Here is a 24,267-nt window from a genome sequence, read left to right on the forward strand (position 1 = left end):
AAACTACGGGCTCTTAGCTCAGCTGGATAGAGCACCTCCCTTCTAAGGAGGCGGTCGGAGGTTCGAATCCTCCAGGGCTCACTCAAAGCTTCACTATTAATTTAGTGAGGCTTTTTTGTTGTTTATTATTTTCGTTATTCAATTACGTAGATATTATATTTAGTTAAGCACCTCATAAAGTCAAGAACTACGGCAAATCAGGATGTAAAGCTGAAATAAATTGAGCTTTACATATTTGGTTTTTCAACTATAAAATGTTTTTAAATGAAATTTAAACAGACTCTTGGTTTTGTTATCAATAAAAAAATAAGAATAACTGTAACAAAAATTGAATATAAGAGTCTTTATATAGTATATCAACAAAGAAAATATGAGTTTATTAAGAGTTTTATTAGCAATTGTTTTTCCACCGTTATCGGTTCTAGGAAAAGGTTGTGGATCAGTATTAATTGTATTTTTACTAACCCTTTGCGGTTGGGTACCTGGGGTTATTGCAGCACTTATTATTTTAAATAAATCAGAATAAAAATGTGACCTTTTGTGAAAAATCGTGTCTAACTATATAGAAACGTGTTTTATAGAAGTATTATCAATGTTAGATAATAAAAAACAATTTTGATTTTAAAGTATAAGAAGTTAAAATAATCCCCTTTTACATATTGTATATTATTTGAAAAAAAGAAAGGCACTCATTGAGTGCCTTTTTTATTAGTTTAAAACTTCTTCTATAATTTTTCCAGTAGCACCATTCGGAAATTCAATTTGAAGTAAATTCGAAAGTGTTGGAGCAATATCTATAATTTCGTATTTCTTTTTTGAAGAACCTTTTTTAATTCCATTTCCATAAAAAATGATAGGAATGTGTGTATCATATGAGTATCCCGAACCGTGTGTCGTTCCTTTTTTAGGATAACTAACCGTTGAAGGAGTAGGAACAAGCATTATATCACCTGAAAATTTTTGATTATATCCGTTTTGTAACGAGTTTAAAATACCCGAAGTAAAAGAGGTTGTTTGTAAAGTTCTGGCTGTTGCAGTTTTGTAGATTCCTTTGTAATTAATCACTTCATCAGCAATTTTTTGAGCTACTTCATTTTTAGTTAAATTCAAGGTTTCAATTTTTTCTTTATCTAAGAAAATCTGAAAGTTTGAAATGTTTTCTACTAAATCATCCGAATTAAAATATTTTTTGGTGATATTATTTACAAACACTTTGAATTTTTTATAACTAAAATAATTTGCAGGAATTTTAACCGATTGCAAATAAGAAGGCACTTGTACCGCAGCATGATCGGCAGTTAAAAACAAAGTGTAATTTCCTTTTCCAATTTGAGTATCTAAAAATTTAAAAAGAGATGCTAAATCTTTATCTAAACGTAAATAAGTATCTTGAGTTTCTTTTGATGCAACACCAAATTGATGACCAACATAATCAGTAGAAGAATAACTAACCGTTAAAAAATCGGTATAATTAGATTTCCCTAAGTTTTCGCCAATAATAGCTGCTTTTGTAAAATCGGTAGTTAATGAGTTTCCAGCAGGAATTCCTTTTATAATACTGTAATTTTTATTTTTACTTCTTAATTCAGGAATATTATGAGGAAATATAGGTTTTTTTTCTCCTTTAAAAGGTTCTTCAAAATTGTTGTCATCGGTAATACTTTCGGTGTAAGTATTAATGTCATATAATGTTTCCCATGGCTGATTTAAATAGGTGTCAATTATTTTATCTTGATTAAATTTTCGAACCCAATTAGGTAGTTTATCTATATAATACGAAGAGGTAATCCAATCACCTTTACTACCGCCATCAAACCAATAAGCCGCATTTGCTGTGTGACCCGCAGGTAAAATAGCCGAACGATCTTTTATAGCGATACCAATAGTTTTTCCGTTCATGTTTTGGGCTAATCTTAATTGATCGGTAATACTTGTACTTAACATTCTTTTTGGCGATTTTTTCCCGCCTTTACCATCGTTTCCAATAGTTTTATAATTACTATCATCAACACAATAAATAGTTTCTTTTAAAAATTTATCATACCAATAATTACTGATTATTGCATGATTTACAGGTGTTGTACCCGTATAAATAGAAGCATGTCCAACAGCAGTATAAGTAGGAATGTAGTTATAATGTGCATTTTCAAGCGAAAAACCACTTTTTAATAGGCGATTAAAACCATCTTTACCGTATTTAGTAGCAAAGCGAGTAAGGTAATCATAGCGCATTTGATCAATAACAATACCTACAACTAATTTAGGTTTTTTAGGTGTTTTCTTTTTGATAGTAGTAAAACTAGATAAACAAACGATAGCTAAAATAGCTATGGGGACTAATTTTTTCATTCTAAATTTTAAAAGTTATAAATCCAAAGGTAGGAAGAAAAGCATACTAAAACAGATAATAAAGCTAAGAGTTAATGGTTTTTTAATACTTTAGCAAAAAGAAAAATAGATTCGTTTAAATGAACTACATTGAACATACAGGTAAGTATATTTTAATGCTAAAACAAGTTTTTACAAAACCACAACGTTCACGTGTTTTTAAAGAAGCTTTGTTTAGAGAAATTGATGAGTTAGGACTTAAATCTTTAGGTATTATTTCGTTTATTTCATTTTTTATAGGTGGGGTAATAGCCTTGCAAACAGCTTTAAGTTTAGATAGTCCTTTTATTCCAGATTCATTAATAGGATTTGCGGCTAAACGTTCTATGATTTTAGAGTTTGCACCTACATTCTGTTCTATTATTTTAGCAGGAAAAGTAGGGTCGTATATTACATCAAGTATCGGTTCTATGAGAGTTACAGAGCAAATTGATGCTTTAGAAGTAATGGGAATTAATTCTTTAAATTATTTAGTATTACCTAAAATAATAGCGACCATATTTTTTTATCCTTTTCTGATAGTTTTAGCAATGTTTCTAGGGATTTTTGGAGGTTGGCTTACAGGAATGCTTTCAGGGTTATTCTCAGGTGTAGATTATATTATAGGAATACAAATGGATTTTAATCCATTTTTAATAACCTATGCAATGATAAAAACATTAATTTTTGCCTTTTTAATAGCAACAGTTCCTGCATATCATGGATATTATGTTAAAGGAGGTTCGCTAGAAGTAGGTAAGGCAAGTACACAATCGGTAGTTTGGACAACCGTACTTATTGTAATTGCCAATTATTTATTAACTCAAATGTTATTAACATAAATGATAGAAGTAAATAACTTACATAAAGGTTTTAACGGTATTGAAATTTTAAAAGGAATTAGTACTACTTTTTTACCTGGAGAAACTAGTTTAATTATAGGAAAAAGTGGCTCAGGAAAAACTGTTTTTTTAAAATCATTAATAGGATTACACGTTCCTGAAGAAGGAACAGTAGTCTATGATGGTCGTGTAAATACAGAAATGAAGCCAAAAGATAAGCGAAATTTTCGTAAAGAAATAGGTATGGTTTTTCAAGGAAGTGCTTTGTTTGATTCACAAACAGTTGAAGAAAATATTATGTTTCCTTTAAAAATGTTTACCAAGCAGTCAGAAAGCGAAATGTTAGACAGAGTTAATTTTGTTTTAAATCGTGTAAACTTAGAAAACTCGAATAAAAAATTTCCAGCAGAATTATCAGGAGGAATGCAAAAACGAGTAGCTATTGCAAGAGCAATTGTTATGAATCCTAAATATTTGTTTTGTGATGAGCCTAATTCAGGTTTAGATCCGCAAACATCAATTGTAATAGATAATTTAATTCAAGAAATTACAGATGAGTATAAAATAACAACTGTTATTAATACACATGATATGAATTCTGTGATGGAAATAGGAGAGAAGATTGTCTTTCTTCAAAATGGTTTAAAAGCATGGGAGGGATCACACAAAGAAATTTTTAAAACCGACAATGAAGCAGTGGTAGACTTTGTGTATTCATCTAATTTATTTAAAAAAGTACGTGAAGCTTATTTATTAGAAAAATAATTTTAATGTTAAGTAATTGTAAAACAATAATGTATAAAAAAGTTTTAAAACTTTTGTAAAATACTTTTGGTAAATTAAAAATAGCTTGTATATTTGCAACCGCTAAGCAGAAAACAAACAATGACCTGGTAGCTCAGTTGGTAGAGCATCTCCCTTTTAAGGAGAGGGTCCTGGGTTCGAGCCCCAGCCCGGTCACTAAAAAGCTTCTCTTATTATAAGAGAAGCTTTTGTTTTTCTGCAAAGCTTTGGGGAGATACCAAAGCGGCCAACTGGGACGGACTGTAACTCCGTTGTCTTACGACTTCGCAGGTTCGAATCCTGCTCTCCCCACTAAAAAACCTCAATCTTTTTTAAGATTGAGGTTTTTTTATGTGATACTTTTTTCTATTGATTTCAGATTTACCCACAAACTTTACAATCACCTTTGTCTTGTATTTCTCCAACGAGTTTACCATCTTCATTTAATACAAAACCACAACAGTCCATAAAACCTTTTGCTATTAGTTTTCTAGCGCGTTGAATTTGCGATTTAGTAGTCGATAAACTTTGTTTTAGAGTATCAGCAACCTCTTGTTGTTTTAAGCCTTTAATATCTGATAAAAATAAAGGATCTCTATATATTTTAGGTAAGTTTTTTAAGATACCACGCAAACAATCTTGTTCTGTGTGTATTTCTTCTTTTATGATTGTTTCCGTTTCAAAATTAGCCAATTCAAAAGTTTTATTGGTGCTTTTAAAATAATCGATTATAGCGTTTCTAGCAATGGTGAAAATCCAAGATTTTAACTTGGTAATATCTTTTAAGGTATGTAGCTTTGTGTGTATTTTGATAAAAGTGTCTTGTAAAATATCATCCGTAGCTGTAGTATTTTTAACTTTACTTAAGATAAAATATTTAACATCGTCAGCATATTTTTTCCAAACTTGATTTGTCGTCATTTTATAAATTTACAAAAAATGTCATTACAAAGCCAAATTTAATTTGTGCCTTGTAATGACAGAAGTTAACAAATATTCGCTTTAGCAATTACAGTTATTACAAGAGCAATTTTCACAAGTGCAATTAGAGCAGTTTCCTGTTTTACATCCGTTACAATTGCAAGTACATTGATTTTTATATTTCATGATATTTATTTTTTGAGTTCATATAGTAGACTATTTAAAACCTAAAAAGATGCAATTATTTCTGAAAAATAAAATAAATATGTTTTATAAAAGTTAAAAAGACACTTGATAAAAATGTTTTCAAGTGTCTTTTTTTGATTAATATTATTGTTTTGTTTAATAATATTTTTATTAAACAAAGATATCTTTAATGAACTTTTAATAATTCGATATCAAAAATTAAAACAGAACCTCCAGGTATTTGTTTGTTTGATGATACTCCGTATCCTAATTTAGAAGGAATTAACAAAATTCCATTTCCACCTTCTTTAAAATAAGTAATTCCTTCTGTCCATCCTTTTATTACTTGTTGTAAACTGGTTTTATAACCTGTAGAATTTTGATCAAAAGTTTTTCCATCTAAAAAATAACCTTTGTAATTTACTGTCACCGTTGAGTTTGAAGTTGGTTTTGTACCTGTACCTTCAGATTCTATGACATAATATAATCCTGAATTACTTCTTTTAGCTGTTAAATTATTATCAGCAATGTATTTAATAATATCAGCCTCGTTTTGTGGATCAAAATTAAGGTTGTCGTCGCTACTGCAAGAAAATAAGGTTATAATTAGTGTTAGTAAGGATATTAATTTTTTCATTTAGTTGTTTTTAAGGGGATATATTTATAATAATTAAGGCTGATTTTTTTATAATATACTATCAAATTTCCAAGTTAAGCCAGCCATAGCTTGAAAACCTTGTACGTTAAAACTATTAAATCTTTGATAGTTTGTATTTAATACATTGTTCAGGTTTAAAAATACAGAAAATGAATCATTAAAATGATAACCACCATTAAAATTTATATCAAAATAACTTTCTAAATTAACTGTAGTAAAAGTGTTTTCAGGTAATATATTGTATAATTTTCCTTTTCGTTCTCCAACAAAAAATAAGTTTGTACCTGCAAACCATTTACTTGTTTTATAAGTTCCAAAGAATTCTCCTTTCATTTCGGGTGTATTCCAAGGTTCTAATTCTTCATTAGTTAAAGTAAATTGATTAAACTCTCCATTTAATCCAATAGTTAGGTTTTTAATTCCATTAAAAGCAAGTTCACCAAAGAAAGTGATTGCTTTAATATCATCATACTCTGTTTTAAAAGAATTTCCGTATTCATATCCAAAGAAAGAAAAAGCGTCAGTTCCTGCGTTGTTTGTTCCGTCTGATTTTGATTGATTCAATGCAAAAAATGGATTATTTTCAATATTAGCATAACTTCCTTTAATATTGTAGCTAAATTGATGTTTTAATTTACCTCTAAAACCTCCAAAAGCTTCATACTTGTTTGTTTGTAATAAGTTTTGAGTAGGAGAGATGTATGGGTTTTTGGTAGCTAAACTACGATATGTATTTGTTTTTAAATCGCCAGAAGCTCCTATAAAAACATCTAAAGCATCTTTTACAATAGGATACGAAATTTCAATATCAGGATAGATTAAAAATTGATTTTCACTTTTTTCCATATCCATAGAAAAATAAGATTTTGCACCTATTTTTACAGAGATATCATACGCTAAAAATTTATAAGTAGGATGAACTCCAAAGTTAAAGAAGCTATATTTTAACTGCTCTTGAGTTTCATAATTATTTTCAAAAGTAGTACCTAAATAACTTAGAGTTGTATTTATATATAAGTCATTAAATTCACGATGTATATTATCTAAAGGAATTTTAAACAGCGCATTTCCATCGACTAAAAATTCACTACTTTCTAAGATATCAGAGAAAAGAGAAGCAGATATTTTTACTTCTTCAAGAGAAGAGTCATCCATTTTAATTTCACCAAAAACTTTAAAATAGTTGTATGCTTGTTCAGGTTCTATACGGCTAATTGTAGCCTTGTTGTCAACTGTTGCTTCAGTAGGAAAAATATTTGTAGGTAATCCATACCAATTATGCTTATTTCGTTCTCCATTAACACCTGCTTTCCAGCTATAATAACGCTCATTTTGTGCATAGAATAAATTTAATCCCATGTTATAATATGTACTACTAAGCGGTATTTCTTCAACAGGATCGGCAGAAAGTAAAAACTTTAAATGCGCACCAAACTCACCACCATAACCAGTTTCATTTCTGATGTATGCTTCAACAAAAGGTGTCATTTTAGTACCAAAACCAAGTGAAAGATAATTTGGATATAATTCTTCTCTTTTACCTAAGTCAATCTTTTTCATTACACCACTTTTAGGTATAAAAGTAGAAGCTACAGGCACAGAAAATATAGTGTATTCAAGTGCTTTTTTCTGAGTTTCTTTTGAGTGTGTTATTAAAGGCTTTTGTTTTATTTTAAAAGCATCTGTAATTTTAGGAACATACGATGTTACTACATTTACAACTTCTGTTTTTATGATACTATCTTTTGCTTTTTCGGGTACTTTTTTTTCTTGTGAATTTGCAACTGATATTACAAATAAAACAAGTAAAAGGATGTGTTTTTTTATTAATTTAATCATTGAACTCTTTTTTGTTTTTAACAAATTCTAGTTTTGGCTATTAATAGACTCGTTTGTTTTGGCTTCTTTATTTTTGATAGCTCTAAGCTCATTGCTAGCTTCTTCTGTAATATCTTTATGCTCGGTAAAATTTTTGATAATATTTTCTAAAATATAGGTTGCTTGATAAGCATCATTTAAAGCATCGTAATTTTTAGCCATTACAATATAACTTTTAACACCCCAATATTTATAAGAAGAATAATTGGCGATTAAGTTTTGCACCGCTTTATTTGATGCTTCATAATCTTTATTTTCATTTAAAAAGAAGGCATTATAATATAAACTTTCAGCTTTTAATTCGCCAGTTGCATTTTTGCTAACTTCATTAAAATACTCTTCAGCGGTTATAAAATCATTCGTTTTAAATGCCGAACGAGCAATTATTATTTTTGCATCTTCAGAAATATTAGTATCTATTTTATCAGTAGCTAATACTTTTTCGGCATAAGTAATTGCTTTTGAGTATTCTTTTCTTTCGTAATAACCTTTCATTAAATTACTTTGAGCAAAAGTAATATTCTGCGGATAATTAGCTGCTTTTTCTAATTTTTCTAGTACACTTATTCCGTTGTTCCAATCTTCTTTTTCTAAATATATTTTAGCAAGTTTGGTTAAAGATTCTTCTGTAAATGCATTTTTATCTTTAGTAATTACATAAGCATAATTAGGAATTGCATTATTAAATTGACTCGTATTATTATATGCTTGTGCTAAATAAAAATGAGCTTTCAAAGCATGTATTCCTAAAGGAAAAGCATTAAGATATTTATTAAAACCTGTAATTGCTTTGGTATTATTGTTCTCTAAAAATTTATTTTCAGCAGCTTGATAAGTAGCATTGTCAAGGTCTGCATCTGTAACATTTATAAAAGTAACAGTTTCAACCCATGCTGCATATTCATCAACTTGTCCAAGATCAATGTAAACATTTTTAACGTTTGTAACAGCTTGTTTAGCTTCTTTTGAATTTGGATGTTTTGCTACAACTTCTTTATATTTTTCTAAAGCTTTTTTCTTTTGATTATCATTATTGTACAATAATCCTTTACGTAAAAGAACATTAGGAGCATAATTACTAGTTGAATGTTTTGATAACAAAGTATCATAAGTTTCTTGAGCTTTAGCCGAATTATTTACAGTAGTATAAGTTGCTGCTAATTGAAATAATGCATCATCTTGTAATTGCGAATCTTTATATTCTTCTATAAGTGTTTTAAAAGCTTCAATTTTAAGATTGTTTTTACCCATAAAACCATAACTCATCGCTTTTTGATATTGCGCATAATCAGCACCAACACCACCTTCGTTAATTACTTTTTCGTATGAACTAATAGCTTTTAAAAATCCTTTAGAAGCATAATAAGAATCTCCTAATCGGTTAGAAGCATCATCATTTAAATTATTATCATTTAAATTATTATCTAAAAATTGTTGAAAATAAATTGCTGAGTTTTTATAATCTTTTAATTTAAAATAGGTATAAGCAATATTATATTTTAATTTTTTAGATTCTTCAAAATCAGTATTTGTAATTCGTAAAAAATTAGTTAATGCATCTTGATAATTTCCTAATAAATAATCGGTTTCAGCAAGCCAAAAAATTCCTTTATTACTAACTATTTGATTTTCGGTTAAAGTTGCTTTCTGAAAATATGGTTTTGCTATTTTTAAAGTACTTTCATTAAATAATTGAATTCCTCTGTATAAAGAAACTTCGTTTGCAAGATTTTTATTTTTTGAAGATTTAGTCGTTGCCAAATAATCTAAAGCACCTTGATAATCTTGTTGATGTAAATATGAAGTAATTAATAAGTCACTAATTTCGGTAGCGCTAGCAGATTTTGGATATTTAGCTAAATAATCTTTTAAAACTTCAGGAACACTTTTATATGGATTTCCAAGTTCGTAACTTAACTTAGCATAACTTAACGAAGCACTTTCTGTTATTTTTAAATCGAAATCCATTTCGCTAGCATTTTTAAATGCATTTAAAGCTTCCATTTTTTTCTCTGATTCCAAATAACACTCTCCTAAATGATAATAGGCATTTTGGGCAACTTTGTTATTTCCTCCAATAATTTTATTGAAATTACCAATTGCTTCTTCATAGTTTTTTTGCTGATAATAAGCATATCCTAAGTAATAATAATCGGTATTTGTCCATTTTCCATTTTTACCTTTGTAGGCTTTTAAATATGGAATTGCAGCATTATATTTTTTTAGGTTGAAATAACTTTCTCCAACAATTTTAGAAATTTCAGAAATTTCTTTTTTATCCTTTGATTTTTTTAAAAGTTTTGTACCAATATCTGCAGATTTATCAAAACGACCAGCTTTAAAACTAATATCTAAAATATAATAATTCGCTTTTGATTGATAAGTAGCATCATTTGCTAATTGACTTAAATTATCTTCCGCTTCTCCAAAATTTTGTTGTTTGTAAGCAACATATCCGAAGTAATATCGGGCATCATTACCATAAGTAGGGTTTCCTAATAAGGTTTTAAAACGCTCTTTAGCATCTTTTAAATAATTAGAAACTAATAAAGCATAACCCATTTTATAGTTCAATTCATTTCTTTCAGGAGCACTTAAAAGTTCTTCATTTACTTTTTGATACCATTTTAAGGCGTGTGCTGCTTTTCTGTTGGCAAAATAATAGTTACCAACTTCTAAGAAAGCTTTCTCTTTTTTACTGTGATATGGGTAGTTTCTTACAAAAGCGACTACCTTATCATTAGCGTTATTTTGGGTTAGTTTAATGGCACACATTGCCTCGTAATAATCGGCATCAGCTTTGCTGTTTCGGTGCGGTTCAGAATTTTTGGAAACTTCACTAAACAAACCTTGTGCAGCTGCATAAGCCTTGTTATTGTAAAGTTTTACAGCTTTGTGATAATCGGCTGTAGTTTCTGAATTAATAGCAGATTCTTGTGCTATTATAGTTGTTGAAAAAGCGATTAAAAATAATAAATAACAGCTTTTTTTATAACAAATAAATCTCATATTTTTTAGTTATCTAAGAACTATAACGTTCTTTTTTTATTTTTGTTGGTAAACAATGCATCAAAAGTAAGAAATGTTATATAATTAAGTAATAAAATTTTAGATTTGTAAAAATCAATTAATATATGGAAAGATCTGTTTTACATCTTGAAAATGCAGATATTTATCAGCAAGAGAGCTTAGTGTTATCAAAAGTTAATTTCAGATTAAATAAAGGAGATTTTTATTATTTGATCGGAAAAACAGGAAGTGGAAAAAGTAGCTTGCTAAAAACCTTGTATGGTGATTTACAATTACAACATGGTTTAGGTGAAATTGTTGGTTTTAATTTAAAAAAAACTAAGCAAAAAGATATTCCTTTTTTAAGAAGAAAGTTAGGAATCGTTTTTCAAGATTTTAAACTTTTAAATGATAGAAATGTTTTTAAAAATTTAGAATTTGTTTTAAAAGCTACTGGTTGGAAAAATAAAACTGATATAGAACATAAAATTTATGAAGTTTTAGATAAAGTAGGAATGAAAGAAAAGTATAATAAAAATACTTTTGAACTTTCAGGAGGAGAACAACAGCGAGTTGCTATTGCAAGAGCTTTATTAAATGATCCAGAATTAATTTTAGCTGATGAGCCTACAGGAAATTTAGATCCTCAAACCTCATTAGAAGTGATGGAATTGTTAAATGAAATTCATAAAAGTGGAAAAACTATTTTAATGGCTACTCACGATTATCAGTTAATTGTAAAGTTTAAACATAAAACCTTGAAGTGTGAAGAAGGAGAGTTATTTGAAGTACAACAATCTATTTAGTTTTATATAAAAAAACCCACTTCATAAATGAAATGGGAAAATTGCTATAAAAAACTATGAAAAAAAAACATTATATAATGTTTCTCATTTCATTAGTCGTACTGTTTTTTTAACCTTACAAATATTTTAAAAATAAAAATCCTGAGTAATTTAAAATTACTCAGGATTTATTTGATAGTAGAGTACTAAAAACTTCTTATAAGTTTAAAGCAGCATTATTATTTTTAACAGCATCTGCAGAAGAAGCTAAACTAGCTTTTTCATCATCAGATAAATTAATTTCAACAATACTTTCAATTCCGTCTTTACCTAAAACAACAGGTACTCCGATACATAAACCAGATAAACCATATTCACCGTCTAATAAAGTAGAACAAGGGAATATTTTTTTAGTATCACAAGCAATAGCTTGAACCATACCAGAAACTGCAGCTCCTGGAGCATACCAAGCAGAAGTACCTAATAAACCAGTTAAGGTAGCACCACCAACTTTAGTATCTTGTTTTACTTGTTCTAATCTTTCTTCTGATAAAAATTCAGAAACAGGAACAGAGTTACGAGTAGCTAAACGAGTTAAAGGAATCATTCCTTTATCAGAGTGACCACCAATTACCATTCCGTCAACATCAGAAATAGGCGCTCCTAAAGCTTCAGCTAAACGATATTTAAAACGAGCAGAATCTAAAGCTCCACCCATACCAATAATTCTATTTTTAGGTAATCCAGTTGCTTTGTGTACTAAATAAGTCATAGTATCCATAGGATTAGAAACTACAATAATAATAGTGTTAGGTGATTGCTCAACTAAACTAGTAGCAACCATTTTTACAATACCTGCATTGATTCCTAATAATTCGTCACGAGACATACCAGGTTTACGTGCAATACCAGAAGTGATAATACAAATATCAGAACCAGCAGTTTTTCCATAATCTCCTGTAGTTCCTGTAATTTTAGTATCAAAACCATTTAAAGAAGCTGTTTGCATTAAATCCATTGCTTTACCTTCAGCAAAACCTTCTTTAATATCTACTAATACAACTTCTGATGCGAAATTTTTAATAGCAATATACTCTGCACAACTTGCACCTACAGCACCTGCTCCTACAACTGTTACTTTCATATTTTTATATTTTAATTGTGATGATTAATTTAGTTGCACAAAAATAACGATTTGCACATCGATATAAAAACAAAACCCTATTGAAGTTTCAATAGGGTTTTATTTTGCTTTATTTATAAAGTTTCAGCTAGATAAACTGAAAGTTTTACGCGTCAATATTAGCATATTTTGCATTACGTTCTATAAAATCTCTACGAGGTGGTACATCATCTCCCATTAACATAGAGAAAACTCTATCAGCTTCAGTAGGGCTATCAATTACAACTTGACGTAAAGTTCTAAATTCAGGATTCATTGTAGTATCCCACAATTGATCTGCATTCATCTCTCCAAGACCTTTATAACGTTGTATATTTACGTTTCCACCTAATTTCTGAGCAATTAAATCACGTTGATTATCATCCCAAGCGTATTCACGTTTTTGTCCTTTTTTAACTAAATATAAAGGAGGAGTAGCAATATAAATATAGCCTTGCTCTACCATTTCACGCATATATCTGAAGAAAAATGTTAAAATTAAAGTAGCAATATGCGATCCATCGACATCGGCATCACACATAATAACTACTTTATGATAACGAACTTTTGATAAATTTAAAGCTCTAGGGTCTTCTTCTGTTCCGATAGAAACACCTAATGCTGTAAACATATTTTTGATTTCTTCGTTCTCAAAAACCTTGTGTTGCATGGCTTTTTCAACATTCAAAATTTTCCCACGAAGTGGAAGAATTGCTTGGAAATTTCTATCACGCCCTTGTTTTGCTGTTCCACCAGCCGAATCTCCCTCTACTAAGAAAATTTCACATTTTTCTGGGTCTGTTTCTGAACAATCAGATAATTTTCCAGGTAAACCACCAATAGACATTACAGTTTTACGCTGTACCATTTCTCTGGCCTTGCTTGCTGCGTGTCTTGCTGTTGCTGCTAAAATTACTTTCTGAACGATTGTTTTAGCATCATTCGGATTTTCTTCTAAGTAATTTGTTAACATTTCTGAAACAGCTTGTGATACTGCCGCAGAAACCTCTCTGTTTCCTAATTTTGTTTTTGTTTGTCCTTCAAATTGAGGTTCTGCAACTTTTACAGAAACAATAGCTGTTAATCCTTCACGGAAATCATCACCAGCAATTTCGAATTTCACATTTTTTAATAAGCCAGAATTTTCGGCATATTTTTTTAATGTTCCTGTTAATCCTCTACGGAAACCAGATAAATGTGTTCCTCCTTCGTGTGTATTAATATTATTTACATACGAATGTAAATTTTCAGAATATGAAGTATTATAAACCATTGCAACTTCAACAGGAATTCCGTTTTTTTCTCCTTCCATAGAAATTACTTTGGAAGTTAGTTGCTCACGCGTAGAATCTAAATATTTAATAAACTCAGGCAAACCTTCATCAGAATGAAAAACTTCAGAAATAAAATTTCCTTCGTCATCTGTGTTACGTTTATCTGTTAAAGTAATCGTGATACCTTTATTTAAAAACGATAACTCACGCATACGTGTTGCTAAAGTTTCGTAATTAAATTCAGTTGTTTGTTTAAATATTGTTTTATCAGGTAAAAAAGTAACAATAGTACCTGTAAAATCACTTTCTCCTATTTTTTTTACAGGATATAATGCTTTTCCTTTAGAATATTCTTGTTGCCAAACACTTCCTTCTTTATGAACCGTAGCCGTTAAAAGATCAGAAAGAGCATTTACACAACTTACACCAACACCGTGTAAACCACCAGAAACTTTATAAGAATCTTTATCGAATTTACCACCAGCACCAATTTTAGTCATTACAACTTGTAATGCCGAAACGCCTTCTTTTTTGTGAATTCCTACAGGAATACCACGACCGTTATCTTTGGTAGTAACAGAATTATCTTCATTAATAGTAACATCAATTGTATCACAATAACCACCCATTGCTTCATCAATAGAGTTATCTACTACTTCATAAACTAAATGATGTAAACCTCTAACGCCAACATCTCCAATATACATTGATGGACGCATTCTTACGTGTTCCATTCCCTCTAGGGCCTGGATACTGGAAGCATCATAGCTACCTTTATTTTCTTCGCTCATTATAAAAAAGAGTTAATTAAGTTTTGTTTTTAATGTCTTTTATCACAAAATAAATATTATTTTTTTTTTCTACAGATAAAAAAACTAGCTAATTTTCTAAAAAAAGGATATGCTATTTTTAGATAAAACAACTATTACAAAAATACAATTATTTTAAAGCTTTTTAGCTGTTGAGGTTTAAAAATAAAGCTATTTGCGAATAATTTAAAAATGTCTTAAAACGCTTAAAAACATCTTTATAGTTTATTTCTTATTATTTTTGAAACACGGTAAGTTTTGTATATGAAAAAACCTCGCAAAAGCGAGGTTTTAAATAATTAAAATTTAAAAAAAGAACAATTATTTAGTAAGAATCATCATGAATATTGGCAATTGCTCTACCAGATGGTTCGTTCATGTTTTTAAATGCTTCATCCCATTCTAATGCGATAGCTGTACTACAAGCTACACTTGCTTCTTGTGGAACGCTTAATGCAGCGGTATCACTAGGGAAGTGGTCTTCAAAAATTGATCTATAATAAAATTCTTCTTTGTTAGTTGGAGTTTGAATTGGGAATCTGAATTTAGCATTAGCTAATTGTTCATCAGTAACTTCTTTATCAACAACTTCTTTTAAAGTATCAATCCAGCTGTAACCTACACCATCAGAAAATTGTTCTTTTTGTCTCCAAGCAACACTTTCAGGTAACATATCTTCAAAAGCTTTACGGATAACCCATTTTTCCATGCGTTCTCCGTTAATCATTTTATCTTGTGGGTTAATACGCATTGCAACATCCATAAACTCTTTGTCTAAAAATGGTACACGACCTTCAATTCCCCAAGCCATTAAACTTTTGTTAGCTCTTAAACAGTCATACATATGTAGTTTGTCTAATTTACGAACAGTTTCTTCATGGAATTCTTTTGCGTTTGGAGCTTTATGGAAATATAAATATCCTCCAAAAATTTCATCAGCACCTTCACCAGATAATACCATTTTAACACCCATTGATTTAATAACACGTGCCATTAAATACATTGGAGTAGAAGAACGGATTGTTGTAATATCGTATGTTTCTATGTTGTAGATAACATCTTTAATAGCATCTAAACCTTCTTGAATAGTGAATTTTATTTCATGATGAACAGTTCCAATATGATCTGCAACTTTTTGAGCTGCAGCTAAATCAGGCGAACCTTCTAATCCTACAGAAAAAGAATGTAATTGCGGATACCAAGCTTCTGATTTATCATCAGATTCAACTCTTTTTTGTGAGTATTTTTTAGCAATTGCAGATATTACAGAAGAATCTAATCCTCCAGAAAGTAAAACACCATAAGGTACATCACTCATTAATTGTCTGTGTACAGCCGCTTCTAAAGCTTCTTTAACTTCTGCAATACTAGTTTCGTTTTCTTTTACAGCTTCATAATCTCTCCAATCTCTTTTGTACCATTGTACAAATTTTCCATCTTTACTAGACATATAATGTCCTGGAGGAAATAATTCGATTTTAGAACAAGTACCTTCTAAAGCTTTTAATTCAGAAGCAACATAAAAAGTTCCGTTTTGATCCCAACCAATATATAAAGGAATAATTCCCATATGATCACGAGCAACAAAGTACTCATCTTTTTCAGCGTCATATAAAGCGAAACCAAAAATTCCGTTTAAATCATCTACAAAATCCACCCCTTTTTCTTTGTAAAGTGCTAAAATTACTTCACAGTCAGAAGCTGTTTGAAATTCATAAGGATTAGTAAGGCTTTTAGCTAATTCTCTGTGGTTGTATATTTCTCCGTTTGCTGCTAAAATTAGTTTTTTATCGGCACTAAATAAAGGTTGTTGTCCTGAAGCAGGATCTACAATAGCTAATCTTTCATGAGCCATTATAACACTATCATCACTATAAACACCACTCCAATCTGGTCCACGATGTCTAATTTTTTTAGCCATTTCTAAAACCTGAGGTCTTAAACTATCTGAAGTTTGTTTTAAATCAAATGCACATACAATTCCACACATAACTTTATATTTTAAATCTCGAAATATTATATCGAGTGTTTTTTTGTTCTTGTTTATGATGCAAATATCAGATATAAGTTTAATTATGTAAATAATAATATTGATTATGATTTCATATTATAACTTTAAATTTGTTTTTAATTGTTTATTATAACTTATTGATGTGTTTTTTGTGATTAAAAATTGTTTTTTAATATAGATATTTTAGTTAATTATAATTAAGTTTACTTTTTTAATTATAAAATTAAATATTTATGAATAAGTTGTTTAAATATTGTTGTTTTTTATTTACAGTTTTAATTTTAAATTGTACTAAAGACGATGTAATAAAAGAAGAGACTACAGATCCTGTAATTTTAACATCGAACGTAGAGGTTTATGAAAAAAGTTTGATAGATCAAGGTTTAGTGCTAGCTGTTGAAAATGGAGCGAAACAATCTTATTTAATTGATAAAACAGGAGAAAAAGTTAAAACATGGGATTTTGATTTAAATTTAGGGAATGACCTTGAAATTATGCCAGATGGTAAATTATTAGGTATGTTTAAGGTTAAAGACCCTGCATTCTCTTTTGGCGGTGGCGGTGGTGTTGTTAGATTGTTAAATATTGACGGAACTATTAATTGGGAATATGAATATGCTTCTGAAGATTATTTAGCTCATCATGATGTAGAAATGTTACCAAATGGAAATATTCTTTTTTTAGCATGGGAAAAAATTACAGAATCTGAAGCTAAACTAAAAGGAGTTGAGTTAAATGGAGATATTTATCCAGAAGTATTAATAGAGGTAAACCCTAGTACTAATCAAATAGTATGGGAATGGCATAGTTTTGATCATATTATTCAAGATAAATTTTCTGATATTACTTCAACATTTGGTGTTTTAAATAAGAGTCCAGAACGCATCGATATTAATTATTTCCCTAAAGAAAATGGAGATATTATGCATGCAAATGGAATAGATTTTGATGTTGATAAAAATGTAATATATGTAAGTGTAAATTATTATAGTGAAGTATGGGTTATTGACCATAGTACAACATCAGTTGAAGCTAAAAAAAGTGTAGGAGGTAATTATAATAAAGGAGGAGATTTATTATATAGGTTTGGAAACCCTGAAGCTTATAAAAACTCATTTGGTAATCGTATGTTTAACAGAAATCATTTTCCTAATTTTTTAGAAAAAAATCAACCAGGAGCTGGTAATGTATTAGTTTATATGAATGGGGCTGATGTAAGTCAGTCAACGGTATACGAGCTAGCTATGCCAAGTGTTTTTGAATTGAAAACTGATGCTAGTAATGAACCAAATGTAGTTTGGAGTTTTACAGATTCAGAATTGTTTTATGAGAAAATATCAGGAGCAGTACGATTAGATAATGGTAATACATTAATTTGTGAAGGAGGATACGGTTTTTGGGAAGTAACACCAGAAAAAGAGATTGCTTGGAAATATAAAGGAGAAACAGGTTCTTTTTGGAGAGGATATGGATATACTTGGGATTCTTCAGCTATTGAAAGTTTAAAATTAAAATAAAACTTTAATAAATAATTAAATTAACTTTTATATCTTTGTATCATAATGATGAAACAAAACAACATATGGTGGTGGAACTCTCTTAATAAATAAGTGAGAACAAACCTATATGTATATATTATATAAAGAAAAGGCTTATCTCACGATAAGCCTTTTTTGTTTTTAATAATAAATAAAATGAATAAAATAGCATTTAAAACAGTTAGTAAAAAACGAATTGCAGATACAATTACTCCAGTAGGGTTGTATTTACGATTTAGAGATAAATATGCTAATACCTTATTGTTAGAGAGTTCAGATTACCATAGTAAAGAAGAAAGTTTTTCTTTTATAGCTATTGAACCTGTGGTAACAATGAAAGTAGAAAATCACGATTTTGTTGTTTCAAAACAAGGAAAAGTTATTGAAAAAAACAGTATCGATAAGAATTTTTATACCTTATTTGATAACTTTTCTAAATCGGTAGATTTAGATTGCGATCCAGCCTTAAAATCATTCAACGGATTATATGGTTACTCAACATACGATAGTGTTCAGTATTTTGAAAACATACAATTAAACGTAAAAGACGCTCCGTCTAAAATACCTTTAATGCAGTATAGTTTTTACAGATTTATAATTGCCATCAATCATTTTAATGATGAAATGACAATTATTGAAAATGTAGAAGCAGGAACTGAATCAAGAATTTCAGAAGTAGAAACTATTATTGAAGCACAAGCTTTCAATACTCAAAAATTTGAAATAGACGGACAAGAAACTTCAAATTGTACCAATGAAGATTTTAAAGAGTATGTTGTAAAAGCAAAATCGCACTGTAAAAGAGGAGATGTTTTTCAATTAGTATTATCTCGTCAATTTCAACAAAAATTTAAAGGAGATGAATTTAATGTATACAGAGCATTACGTTCAATAAATCCATCACCTTATTTATTTTATTTCGATTACGGTTCGTTTAAATTAATGGGATCTTCACCAGAAGCACAAATTAAAATTAACGAAGGAAAAGCAACTATAAATCCAATTGCAGGAACTTTCAGAAGAACTGGCGATATGGCGGAAGACATAAAGCTTGGGAAAAAATTATCCGAAGATAAAAAAGAAACTGCCGAACACGTAATGCTAGTTGATTTAGCTCGAAACGATTTAAGTAAACATGCCGATAATGTAAAAGTTGAGGTGTTTAAAGAAGTTCAATATTTTAGTCATGTAATTCATTTGGTATCGACTGTGCAAGGAAAAATAAAAGGAAATCCGATTGAAATTGTTGGAGATACTTTCCCCGCAGGAACATTAAGTGGTGCGCCAAAATATAAAGCCATGCAATTAATCGATAGTTACGAAAACCAATCAAGAGGTTTTTATGGAGGTGCAGTCGGAATTATCGGTTTAGACGGTTCTGTAAATTTAGCCATTGCCATTCGCTCGTTTGTTAGTAAAAACAATGTGTTATATTATCAAGCAGGAGCAGGAATTGTAATTCATTCTGATGAAGAAAAAGAATTACAAGAGGTAAATAATAAATTAGCAGCTCTGAAAAAAGCGTTAATTTTGGCAGAGAATATTTAGGGCGTTCGGGCGGGCTTTCCACTATATCTTTTTATTTTGAAAAAAAATAAAAAGGATGCCGTTTCAATCCCTAACGCAAAAGCGAGTTTTAAGATATTATTTAGATTATTCATTAATATCTTAAAAAATAAACAAACAAATTGACTTATAAATAACAACATTTATTAGGCAATTACAATTAGAAAAAAATGAAAATATTAATACTAGATAATTACGATTCGTTTACCTATAATTTGGTACACATGGTAGAAGATATTACAGGTAATTTGCCAGATGTATTCAGAAACGATGAAATTTCTGTTACAGAAATTGATAGATATGACGTTATTATTTTATCACCAGGTCCAGGAATTCCTGACGAAGCAGGTATTTTAAAAGAGGTTATAAAACAATACGCAGGTAAAAAACCAATTTTTGGAGTTTGTTTAGGTTTACAAGCAATTACCGAAGTTTTTGGTGGAGCAATAGAAAACATGGGAGAAGTATTTCATGGTGTTGCTACCGAAATGGAAATCATCAAAAAAGATGCAGTTATTTTTAAAGATGTTTCAACTAAATTTAAAGCAGCAAGATATCATTCTTGGACAGCTTCTTACGAGAATTTTCCATCAGAATTAATGATTACGGCAAAAGATGAGCAAGGAGGAATCCAAGCAATTCAGCATAAAGAATTTAATTTATCTGCAGTTCAATTTCACCCAGAATCAATATTAACAGATGTAGGTGAACAACTTGTTAGAAATTTTTTAAACAACGCTAAAAAATAAAATCTTTTAGAACATGAAAGAAATTTTAAATAATTTATATCAACATAAAAGATTAACAAAACTTGAAGCAAAACAGGTTTTAATTGATATTGCCTCAGGAAAATTTAACGAAGCACATTTAGCGTCTTTTATGACTGTTTTTATGATGCGCCCGATTTCTGTTGATGAACTTGCAGGTTTTAGAAATGCTTTGATTGAATTGGCTATAAAAGTTGATTTTTCTGAATATAACACTATTGATATTGTAGGAACTGGAGGCGATGGAAAAGATACTTTTAATATATCAACATTAACTTCTTTTATTGTTGCAGGAACAGGGCAGAAAGTAGCAAAACATGGAAATTATTCCGTATCTTCTCAATCAGGTTCTTCTGATATGTTAGAAAGTTTCGGATATCAATTTACAAATGATGAAGCTATTTTAAAATCGCACTTAGAAAAAGCAAATATTTGTTTTTTACACGCACCAAAATTTCATCCAGCAATGAAAGCGGTGAGCGCAACAAGAAAAGAATTAGCGTTAAAAACGTTTTTTAATATGTTAGGTCCTTTGGTAAACCCGAGTTCGCCTAAAAATCAATTATTAGGAACGTTTAATTTGGAAGTTGCCCGTTTGTACAATTATATTTTACAAGAAGAAGGTACTAATTACGGAATTGTACATGCGCTTGATGGTTATGATGAAATTTCATTAACAAGCGGATTTAAGTTATTCACTAAAAATGGAGAACAACTAATTAATCCAGAAGATTTAGGGCAAAAAAGAGTACAACAATCAGCTATTTTTGGCGGTAAATCCGTTGCTGATGCAGCTAAAATATTCAAAAATATTATTGAAGGAAATGGTACAGAAGCACAAAATAGTGTTGTGCTTACAAATACTGCATTTGCTTTAAAAATTGTTGATAATCAAAAGAGTTTTGAACAAGCATATCAAGAAGCAAAAGATTCTTTATTAGGATTGAAAGCAAAAGAATGTTTAGCTAAATTAATAGCATAAAGTAAAAAGTTAATTATAATGAGTTACTAAATTTTAAAACTCATAAAAATTACAAAAGCATAAAAAAATGACAATATTAGATAAAATAATAGCCTTTAAGAAAACAGAAGTTGCTAAAATTAAAGCAGAAGTTCCTGTTAGTAAATTAGTAAAAAGTCCAAATTTTAAAAATGCGCCTTTTTCATTAAAAAAGTCATTATTAACAGTAGGTTCAACAGGTATTATTGCAGAATATAAACGTAAATCTCCATCAAAAGGAATTATTAACGATACATCATCAATATTAGAAGTAACAGAAGGTTATTTAAATGCTAACGTAGCAGCGCAATCTATTTTAACAGATACTTCTTTTTTTGGCGGAACTATGGCCGATTTGTTAGAGGCAAGAACTGTAAATCAGCAAATACCAATTTTAAGAAAAGATTTTATTGTTGATGGTTTTCAAATTGTTGAAGCTAAAGCAATAGGAGCAGACGTTATTTTATTAATCGCAGCTTGTTTAACAAAACAAGAACTTAAAAATTACGGGCAATTAGCAACCGATTTAGGTTTAGAAGTTTTATACGAAATACATACACAAGAAGATTTAGATAAAATTAGTGATTTGGATAATAAAATTATCGGAATTAATAACAGAAATTTAAAAACTTTTGAAGTTGATTTAGAACATTCTATCAACTTGGCAGGGCAAATTCCTGATACCGCAATTAAGGTTTCAGAAAGTGGAATTTCAGACCCAAGAATTATTACAGGATTAAAAGAACATGGTTTTCAAGGGTTTTTAATAGGAGAAAATTTTATGAAAACAAAAAATCCTGGAGAAGCTTGTAAAGATTTTATCGCTCAAATAAGATAAATATGAAACTGAAAGTTTGTGGAATGAAATATGTAGAAAATATCCAACAAGTTGCAGCATTGCAACCTGATTATTTAGGATTTATTTTCTATGAAAAATCAAAAAGAAATTTTGAAGGAATTATTCCCGATTTACCTAAGGAAATTAAAAAAGTAGGTGTTTTTGTAAACGAACTTCCAGAAATAGTAGTTTCATTAACCGAAGAATATGGTTTAAATACGTTGCAATTACATGGCGATGAATCATCAGAATATGTACAGCGTTTAAGAACCATTTTTGAAGAAAGTATTGCTGATAAAAAGCAACATCTTAAATATAAAATTCCAGAATTGATAAAAGTATTTGGAATTAAAGATAGTTTCGATTTTGAAGTTTTAAAACCCTACGAATCATTAGTTGATTTCTTTTTGTTCGATACTAAAGGAAAAGAACGAGGAGGAAACGGAATTACTTTTGATTGGTCTGTTCTTCAAAAATATAATTTAACAAAACCCTTCTTTTTAAGCGGTGGAATTGGGTTAGAAGAAGTATCAGAAATAAAAAAATTACGAGCATTAAATTTACCAATTTATGCTTTAGATGTAAATAGTAAATTTGAAATTGAAGCTGGTTTAAAATCAGTAAAAGATATAACAAAATTTAAAAAAGACCTCAATGTTTTTTAAACCCGTGAGGAATACTAAATAGATAAAAAATGAAATATCAACCAACTAAAGAAGGATATTACGGGCAATTCGGTGGTGCATTTATTCCTGAATTATTACATCCAAATGTACAAGAATTAGAGGATAATTATATTAAAATTATCGAATCTAAAGAGTTTCAAGACGAATATAAAGCTTTATTAAAAGACTATGTTGGACGTCCTACTCCGTTATATTTGGCAGAAAGATTATCAGAAAAATATGGTGCTACTATTTATTTAAAACGTGAAGATTTAAATCATACAGGAGCACACAAAGTAAACAATACTGTTGGACAGATTTTAATAGCAAAAAAGCTAGGTAAAACAAAAATTATAGCAGAAACAGGTGCAGGACAACATGGTGTTGCAACGGCTACAGTTTGTGCTTTAATGGGTTTAGAATGTATCGTTTTTATGGGAGAAAAAGACATTGCAAGGCAAGCGCCTAATGTTGCTCGAATGAAAATGTTAGGAGCTAAAGTTGTGCCTGCATTAAGTGGAAGTAAAACCTTAAAAGATGCTACAAACGAAGCAATTCGTTATTGGATTCAACATCCAGATAGTTATTATTTAATTGGTTCTGTGGTTGGTCCTGCTCCGTATCCTGATATGGTAGCGCGTTTACAAGCTATTATTTCAGAAGAAATGAAATGGCAACTAAAAGAAAAAACAGGAAAAGAAAACCCTGATACAATTATTGCCTGTGTTGGAGGTGGTTCTAATGCTGCGGGTGCTTTTTATCATTATTTAGAAGATGAAGAAGTTGGTTTAATAGCTGTTGAAGCTGGTGGTTTAGGAGTTGATTCTGGTGAAAGTGCAGCAACATCTCAATTAGGACAAGTTGGTGTAATTCACGGAAGTAAAACTATTTTAATGCAAGATGAATACGGACAAATTACAGAGCCATATTCTATTTCTGCAGGATTAGATTATCCAGGAGTTGGTCCTTTACATGCATTTTTACACGAAACTAAGCGTGCCGAATTTTTGAATGCAACAGATGATGAAGCCCTAAAAGCTGCTTTTGAATTAACCAAGTTAGAAGGAATTATTCCTGCTTTAGAAAGTTCACACGCATTGGCTGTTTTATCTAAAATAAAATTCAAAAAAGACCAAGTAATTATAGTGAATTTATCAGGAAGAGGCGATAAAGATTTAGAAACGTATATGAAGCATTTAAAAGCGTAA

General features: G+C 29.7%; 19 protein-coding genes and 3 tRNA genes. 14 read left to right on the plus strand and 8 right to left on the minus strand.

Annotated features, from left to right (window positions below):
* Positions 1 to 7 precede the first annotated feature (7 nt).
* Both AB0T67_RS10325 and AB0T67_RS10330 read left to right on the plus strand, forming a co-directional pair.
* Positions 8 to 81, plus strand: a tRNA-Arg gene (locus tag AB0T67_RS10325).
* A gap of 289 nt (positions 82 to 370) precedes the next feature.
* Positions 371 to 526, plus strand: coding sequence for a YqaE/Pmp3 family membrane protein (locus AB0T67_RS10330; protein WP_369220229.1), 156 nt, complete (start codon positions 371 to 373; stop codon positions 524 to 526).
* A 182-nt stretch (positions 527 to 708) separates the two neighbouring features.
* On the opposite strand, the gene pafA is transcribed toward AB0T67_RS10330, so the two are convergent.
* On the minus strand, positions 709 to 2,349 hold the full coding sequence (gene pafA / locus AB0T67_RS10335; RefSeq protein ID WP_369220230.1) for an alkaline phosphatase PafA: 1,641 nt from the start codon (positions 2,347 to 2,349) through the stop codon (positions 709 to 711).
* Between the two features lie 119 nt (positions 2,350 to 2,468).
* Here pafA and AB0T67_RS10340 point away from each other — a divergent pair, with 119 nt between their 5' ends.
* The 4 genes from AB0T67_RS10340 (at position 2,469) to AB0T67_RS10355 (ending at position 4,304) form a co-directional block, all read left to right on the plus strand.
* Positions 2,469 to 3,209, plus strand: coding sequence for an MlaE family ABC transporter permease (locus AB0T67_RS10340; RefSeq protein ID WP_271230601.1), 741 nt, complete (start codon positions 2,469 to 2,471; stop codon positions 3,207 to 3,209).
* A complete protein-coding gene (locus tag AB0T67_RS10345) occupies positions 3,210 to 3,974 on the plus strand; it encodes an ABC transporter ATP-binding protein (protein ID WP_369220231.1) in 765 nt (254 codons plus the stop codon). It begins immediately after the preceding gene.
* A gap of 122 nt (positions 3,975 to 4,096) precedes the next feature.
* Positions 4,097 to 4,169, plus strand: a tRNA-Lys gene (locus tag AB0T67_RS10350).
* Positions 4,170 to 4,221: 52 nt separating this feature from the next.
* Positions 4,222 to 4,304 (plus strand) — tRNA-Tyr (locus tag AB0T67_RS10355).
* A gap of 69 nt (positions 4,305 to 4,373) precedes the next feature.
* Here the strand turns inward: AB0T67_RS10355 and AB0T67_RS10360 are convergent.
* From AB0T67_RS10360 to AB0T67_RS10375, 4 genes are all read right to left on the minus strand, one after another.
* A complete protein-coding gene (locus AB0T67_RS10360) occupies positions 4,374 to 4,913 on the minus strand; it encodes a sigma-70 family RNA polymerase sigma factor (protein WP_369220232.1) in 540 nt (179 codons plus the stop codon).
* A 373-nt stretch (positions 4,914 to 5,286) separates the two neighbouring features.
* The gene (locus tag AB0T67_RS10365) at positions 5,287 to 5,736 is read right to left on the minus strand and encodes an FKBP-type peptidyl-prolyl cis-trans isomerase (RefSeq protein ID WP_369220233.1); all 450 of its coding nucleotides are present in this window, start codon (positions 5,734 to 5,736) and stop codon (positions 5,287 to 5,289) included.
* A 48-nt stretch (positions 5,737 to 5,784) separates the two neighbouring features.
* Positions 5,785 to 7,596, minus strand: coding sequence for a TonB-dependent receptor (locus AB0T67_RS10370; RefSeq protein WP_369220234.1), 1,812 nt, complete (start codon positions 7,594 to 7,596; stop codon positions 5,785 to 5,787).
* A 27-nt stretch (positions 7,597 to 7,623) separates the two neighbouring features.
* Positions 7,624 to 10,644, minus strand: coding sequence for a tetratricopeptide repeat protein (locus AB0T67_RS10375; RefSeq protein WP_369220235.1), 3,021 nt, complete (start codon positions 10,642 to 10,644; stop codon positions 7,624 to 7,626).
* Between the two features lie 125 nt (positions 10,645 to 10,769).
* Here AB0T67_RS10375 and AB0T67_RS10380 point away from each other — a divergent pair, with 125 nt between their 5' ends.
* On the plus strand, positions 10,770 to 11,450 hold the full coding sequence (locus AB0T67_RS10380) for a cell division ATP-binding protein FtsE (RefSeq protein ID WP_369220236.1): 681 nt from the start codon (positions 10,770 to 10,772) through the stop codon (positions 11,448 to 11,450).
* Between the two features lie 196 nt (positions 11,451 to 11,646).
* Here AB0T67_RS10380 and mdh read toward each other — a convergent pair whose 3' ends face one another.
* From mdh to asnB, 3 genes are all read right to left on the minus strand, one after another.
* The gene (gene mdh, locus AB0T67_RS10385; protein ID WP_271230594.1) at positions 11,647 to 12,573 is read right to left on the minus strand and encodes a malate dehydrogenase; all 927 of its coding nucleotides are present in this window, start codon (positions 12,571 to 12,573) and stop codon (positions 11,647 to 11,649) included.
* 145 nt (positions 12,574 to 12,718) lie between these two features.
* Positions 12,719 to 14,656 carry a DNA topoisomerase (ATP-hydrolyzing) subunit B gene (gene gyrB, locus AB0T67_RS10390; RefSeq protein WP_369220237.1) on the minus strand — a complete coding sequence of 646 codons (1,938 nt, stop codon included), beginning with the start codon at positions 14,654 to 14,656 and terminating at the stop codon, positions 12,719 to 12,721.
* Positions 14,657 to 14,999: 343 nt separating this feature from the next.
* Positions 15,000 to 16,664 (minus strand): asparagine synthase B, encoded by a 1,665-nt coding sequence (gene asnB / locus AB0T67_RS10395; RefSeq protein ID WP_369220238.1) that lies wholly within the window; start codon positions 16,662 to 16,664, stop codon positions 15,000 to 15,002.
* 254 nt (positions 16,665 to 16,918) lie between these two features.
* Here asnB and AB0T67_RS10400 point away from each other — a divergent pair, with 254 nt between their 5' ends.
* From AB0T67_RS10400 to trpB, 7 genes are all read left to right on the plus strand, one after another.
* Positions 16,919 to 18,202, plus strand: coding sequence for an aryl-sulfate sulfotransferase (locus tag AB0T67_RS10400; RefSeq protein WP_369220239.1), 1,284 nt, complete (start codon positions 16,919 to 16,921; stop codon positions 18,200 to 18,202).
* A gap of 177 nt (positions 18,203 to 18,379) precedes the next feature.
* Positions 18,380 to 19,771, plus strand: coding sequence for an anthranilate synthase component I family protein (locus AB0T67_RS10405; protein ID WP_369220240.1), 1,392 nt, complete (start codon positions 18,380 to 18,382; stop codon positions 19,769 to 19,771).
* Between the two features lie 188 nt (positions 19,772 to 19,959).
* On the plus strand, positions 19,960 to 20,538 hold the full coding sequence (locus AB0T67_RS10410) for an anthranilate synthase component II (protein ID WP_369220241.1): 579 nt from the start codon (positions 19,960 to 19,962) through the stop codon (positions 20,536 to 20,538).
* Positions 20,539 to 20,551: 13 nt separating this feature from the next.
* The gene (gene trpD, locus AB0T67_RS10415; protein ID WP_369220242.1) at positions 20,552 to 21,538 is read left to right on the plus strand and encodes an anthranilate phosphoribosyltransferase; all 987 of its coding nucleotides are present in this window, start codon (positions 20,552 to 20,554) and stop codon (positions 21,536 to 21,538) included.
* A 67-nt stretch (positions 21,539 to 21,605) separates the two neighbouring features.
* On the plus strand, positions 21,606 to 22,394 hold the full coding sequence (gene trpC, locus AB0T67_RS10420; protein WP_369220243.1) for an indole-3-glycerol phosphate synthase TrpC: 789 nt from the start codon (positions 21,606 to 21,608) through the stop codon (positions 22,392 to 22,394).
* Between the two features lie 2 nt (positions 22,395 to 22,396).
* Positions 22,397 to 23,059 (plus strand): phosphoribosylanthranilate isomerase, encoded by a 663-nt coding sequence (locus AB0T67_RS10425; protein WP_369220244.1) that lies wholly within the window; start codon positions 22,397 to 22,399, stop codon positions 23,057 to 23,059.
* A 29-nt stretch (positions 23,060 to 23,088) separates the two neighbouring features.
* On the plus strand, positions 23,089 to 24,267 hold the full coding sequence (trpB, locus tag AB0T67_RS10430) for a tryptophan synthase subunit beta (protein WP_369220245.1): 1,179 nt from the start codon (positions 23,089 to 23,091) through the stop codon (positions 24,265 to 24,267).

It is taken from the genome of Tenacibaculum salmonis (genome assembly GCF_041053065.1).
Classification (GTDB): domain Bacteria; phylum Bacteroidota; class Bacteroidia; order Flavobacteriales; family Flavobacteriaceae; genus Polaribacter; species Polaribacter pacificus_A.

Excerpts from the sequence above, each read along its gene's own strand:
- AB0T67_RS10405 (WP_369220240.1), top strand. The coding sequence starts at position 18,380 with ATGAATAAAATAGCATTTAAAACAGTTAGTAAAAAACGAATTGCAGAT.
- asnB (WP_369220238.1), bottom strand. The coding sequence starts at position 16,664 with ATGTGTGGAATTGTATGTGCATTTGATTTAAAACAAACTTCAGATAGT.
- AB0T67_RS10410 (WP_369220241.1), top strand. The coding sequence starts at position 19,960 with ATGAAAATATTAATACTAGATAATTACGATTCGTTTACCTATAATTTG.
- trpB (WP_369220245.1), top strand. The coding sequence starts at position 23,089 with ATGAAATATCAACCAACTAAAGAAGGATATTACGGGCAATTCGGTGGT.
- AB0T67_RS10340 (WP_271230601.1), top strand. The coding sequence starts at position 2,469 with ATGAACTACATTGAACATACAGGTAAGTATATTTTAATGCTAAAACAA.
- pafA (WP_369220230.1), bottom strand. The coding sequence starts at position 2,349 with ATGAAAAAATTAGTCCCCATAGCTATTTTAGCTATCGTTTGTTTATCT.
- AB0T67_RS10380 (WP_369220236.1), top strand. The coding sequence starts at position 10,770 with ATGGAAAGATCTGTTTTACATCTTGAAAATGCAGATATTTATCAGCAA.
- AB0T67_RS10375 (WP_369220235.1), bottom strand. The coding sequence starts at position 10,644 with ATGAGATTTATTTGTTATAAAAAAAGCTGTTATTTATTATTTTTAATC.
- AB0T67_RS10400 (WP_369220239.1), top strand. The coding sequence starts at position 16,919 with ATGAATAAGTTGTTTAAATATTGTTGTTTTTTATTTACAGTTTTAATT.
- AB0T67_RS10365 (WP_369220233.1), bottom strand. The coding sequence starts at position 5,736 with ATGAAAAAATTAATATCCTTACTAACACTAATTATAACCTTATTTTCT.
- trpC (WP_369220243.1), top strand. The coding sequence starts at position 21,606 with ATGACAATATTAGATAAAATAATAGCCTTTAAGAAAACAGAAGTTGCT.
- AB0T67_RS10330 (WP_369220229.1), top strand. The coding sequence starts at position 371 with ATGAGTTTATTAAGAGTTTTATTAGCAATTGTTTTTCCACCGTTATCG.
- AB0T67_RS10425 (WP_369220244.1), top strand. The coding sequence starts at position 22,397 with ATGAAACTGAAAGTTTGTGGAATGAAATATGTAGAAAATATCCAACAA.
- trpD (WP_369220242.1), top strand. The coding sequence starts at position 20,552 with ATGAAAGAAATTTTAAATAATTTATATCAACATAAAAGATTAACAAAA.
- mdh (WP_271230594.1), bottom strand. The coding sequence starts at position 12,573 with ATGAAAGTAACAGTTGTAGGAGCAGGTGCTGTAGGTGCAAGTTGTGCA.
- AB0T67_RS10360 (WP_369220232.1), bottom strand. The coding sequence starts at position 4,913 with ATGACGACAAATCAAGTTTGGAAAAAATATGCTGACGATGTTAAATAT.
- AB0T67_RS10370 (WP_369220234.1), bottom strand. The coding sequence starts at position 7,596 with ATGATTAAATTAATAAAAAAACACATCCTTTTACTTGTTTTATTTGTA.
- AB0T67_RS10345 (WP_369220231.1), top strand. The coding sequence starts at position 3,210 with ATGATAGAAGTAAATAACTTACATAAAGGTTTTAACGGTATTGAAATT.
- gyrB (WP_369220237.1), bottom strand. The coding sequence starts at position 14,656 with ATGAGCGAAGAAAATAAAGGTAGCTATGATGCTTCCAGTATCCAGGCC.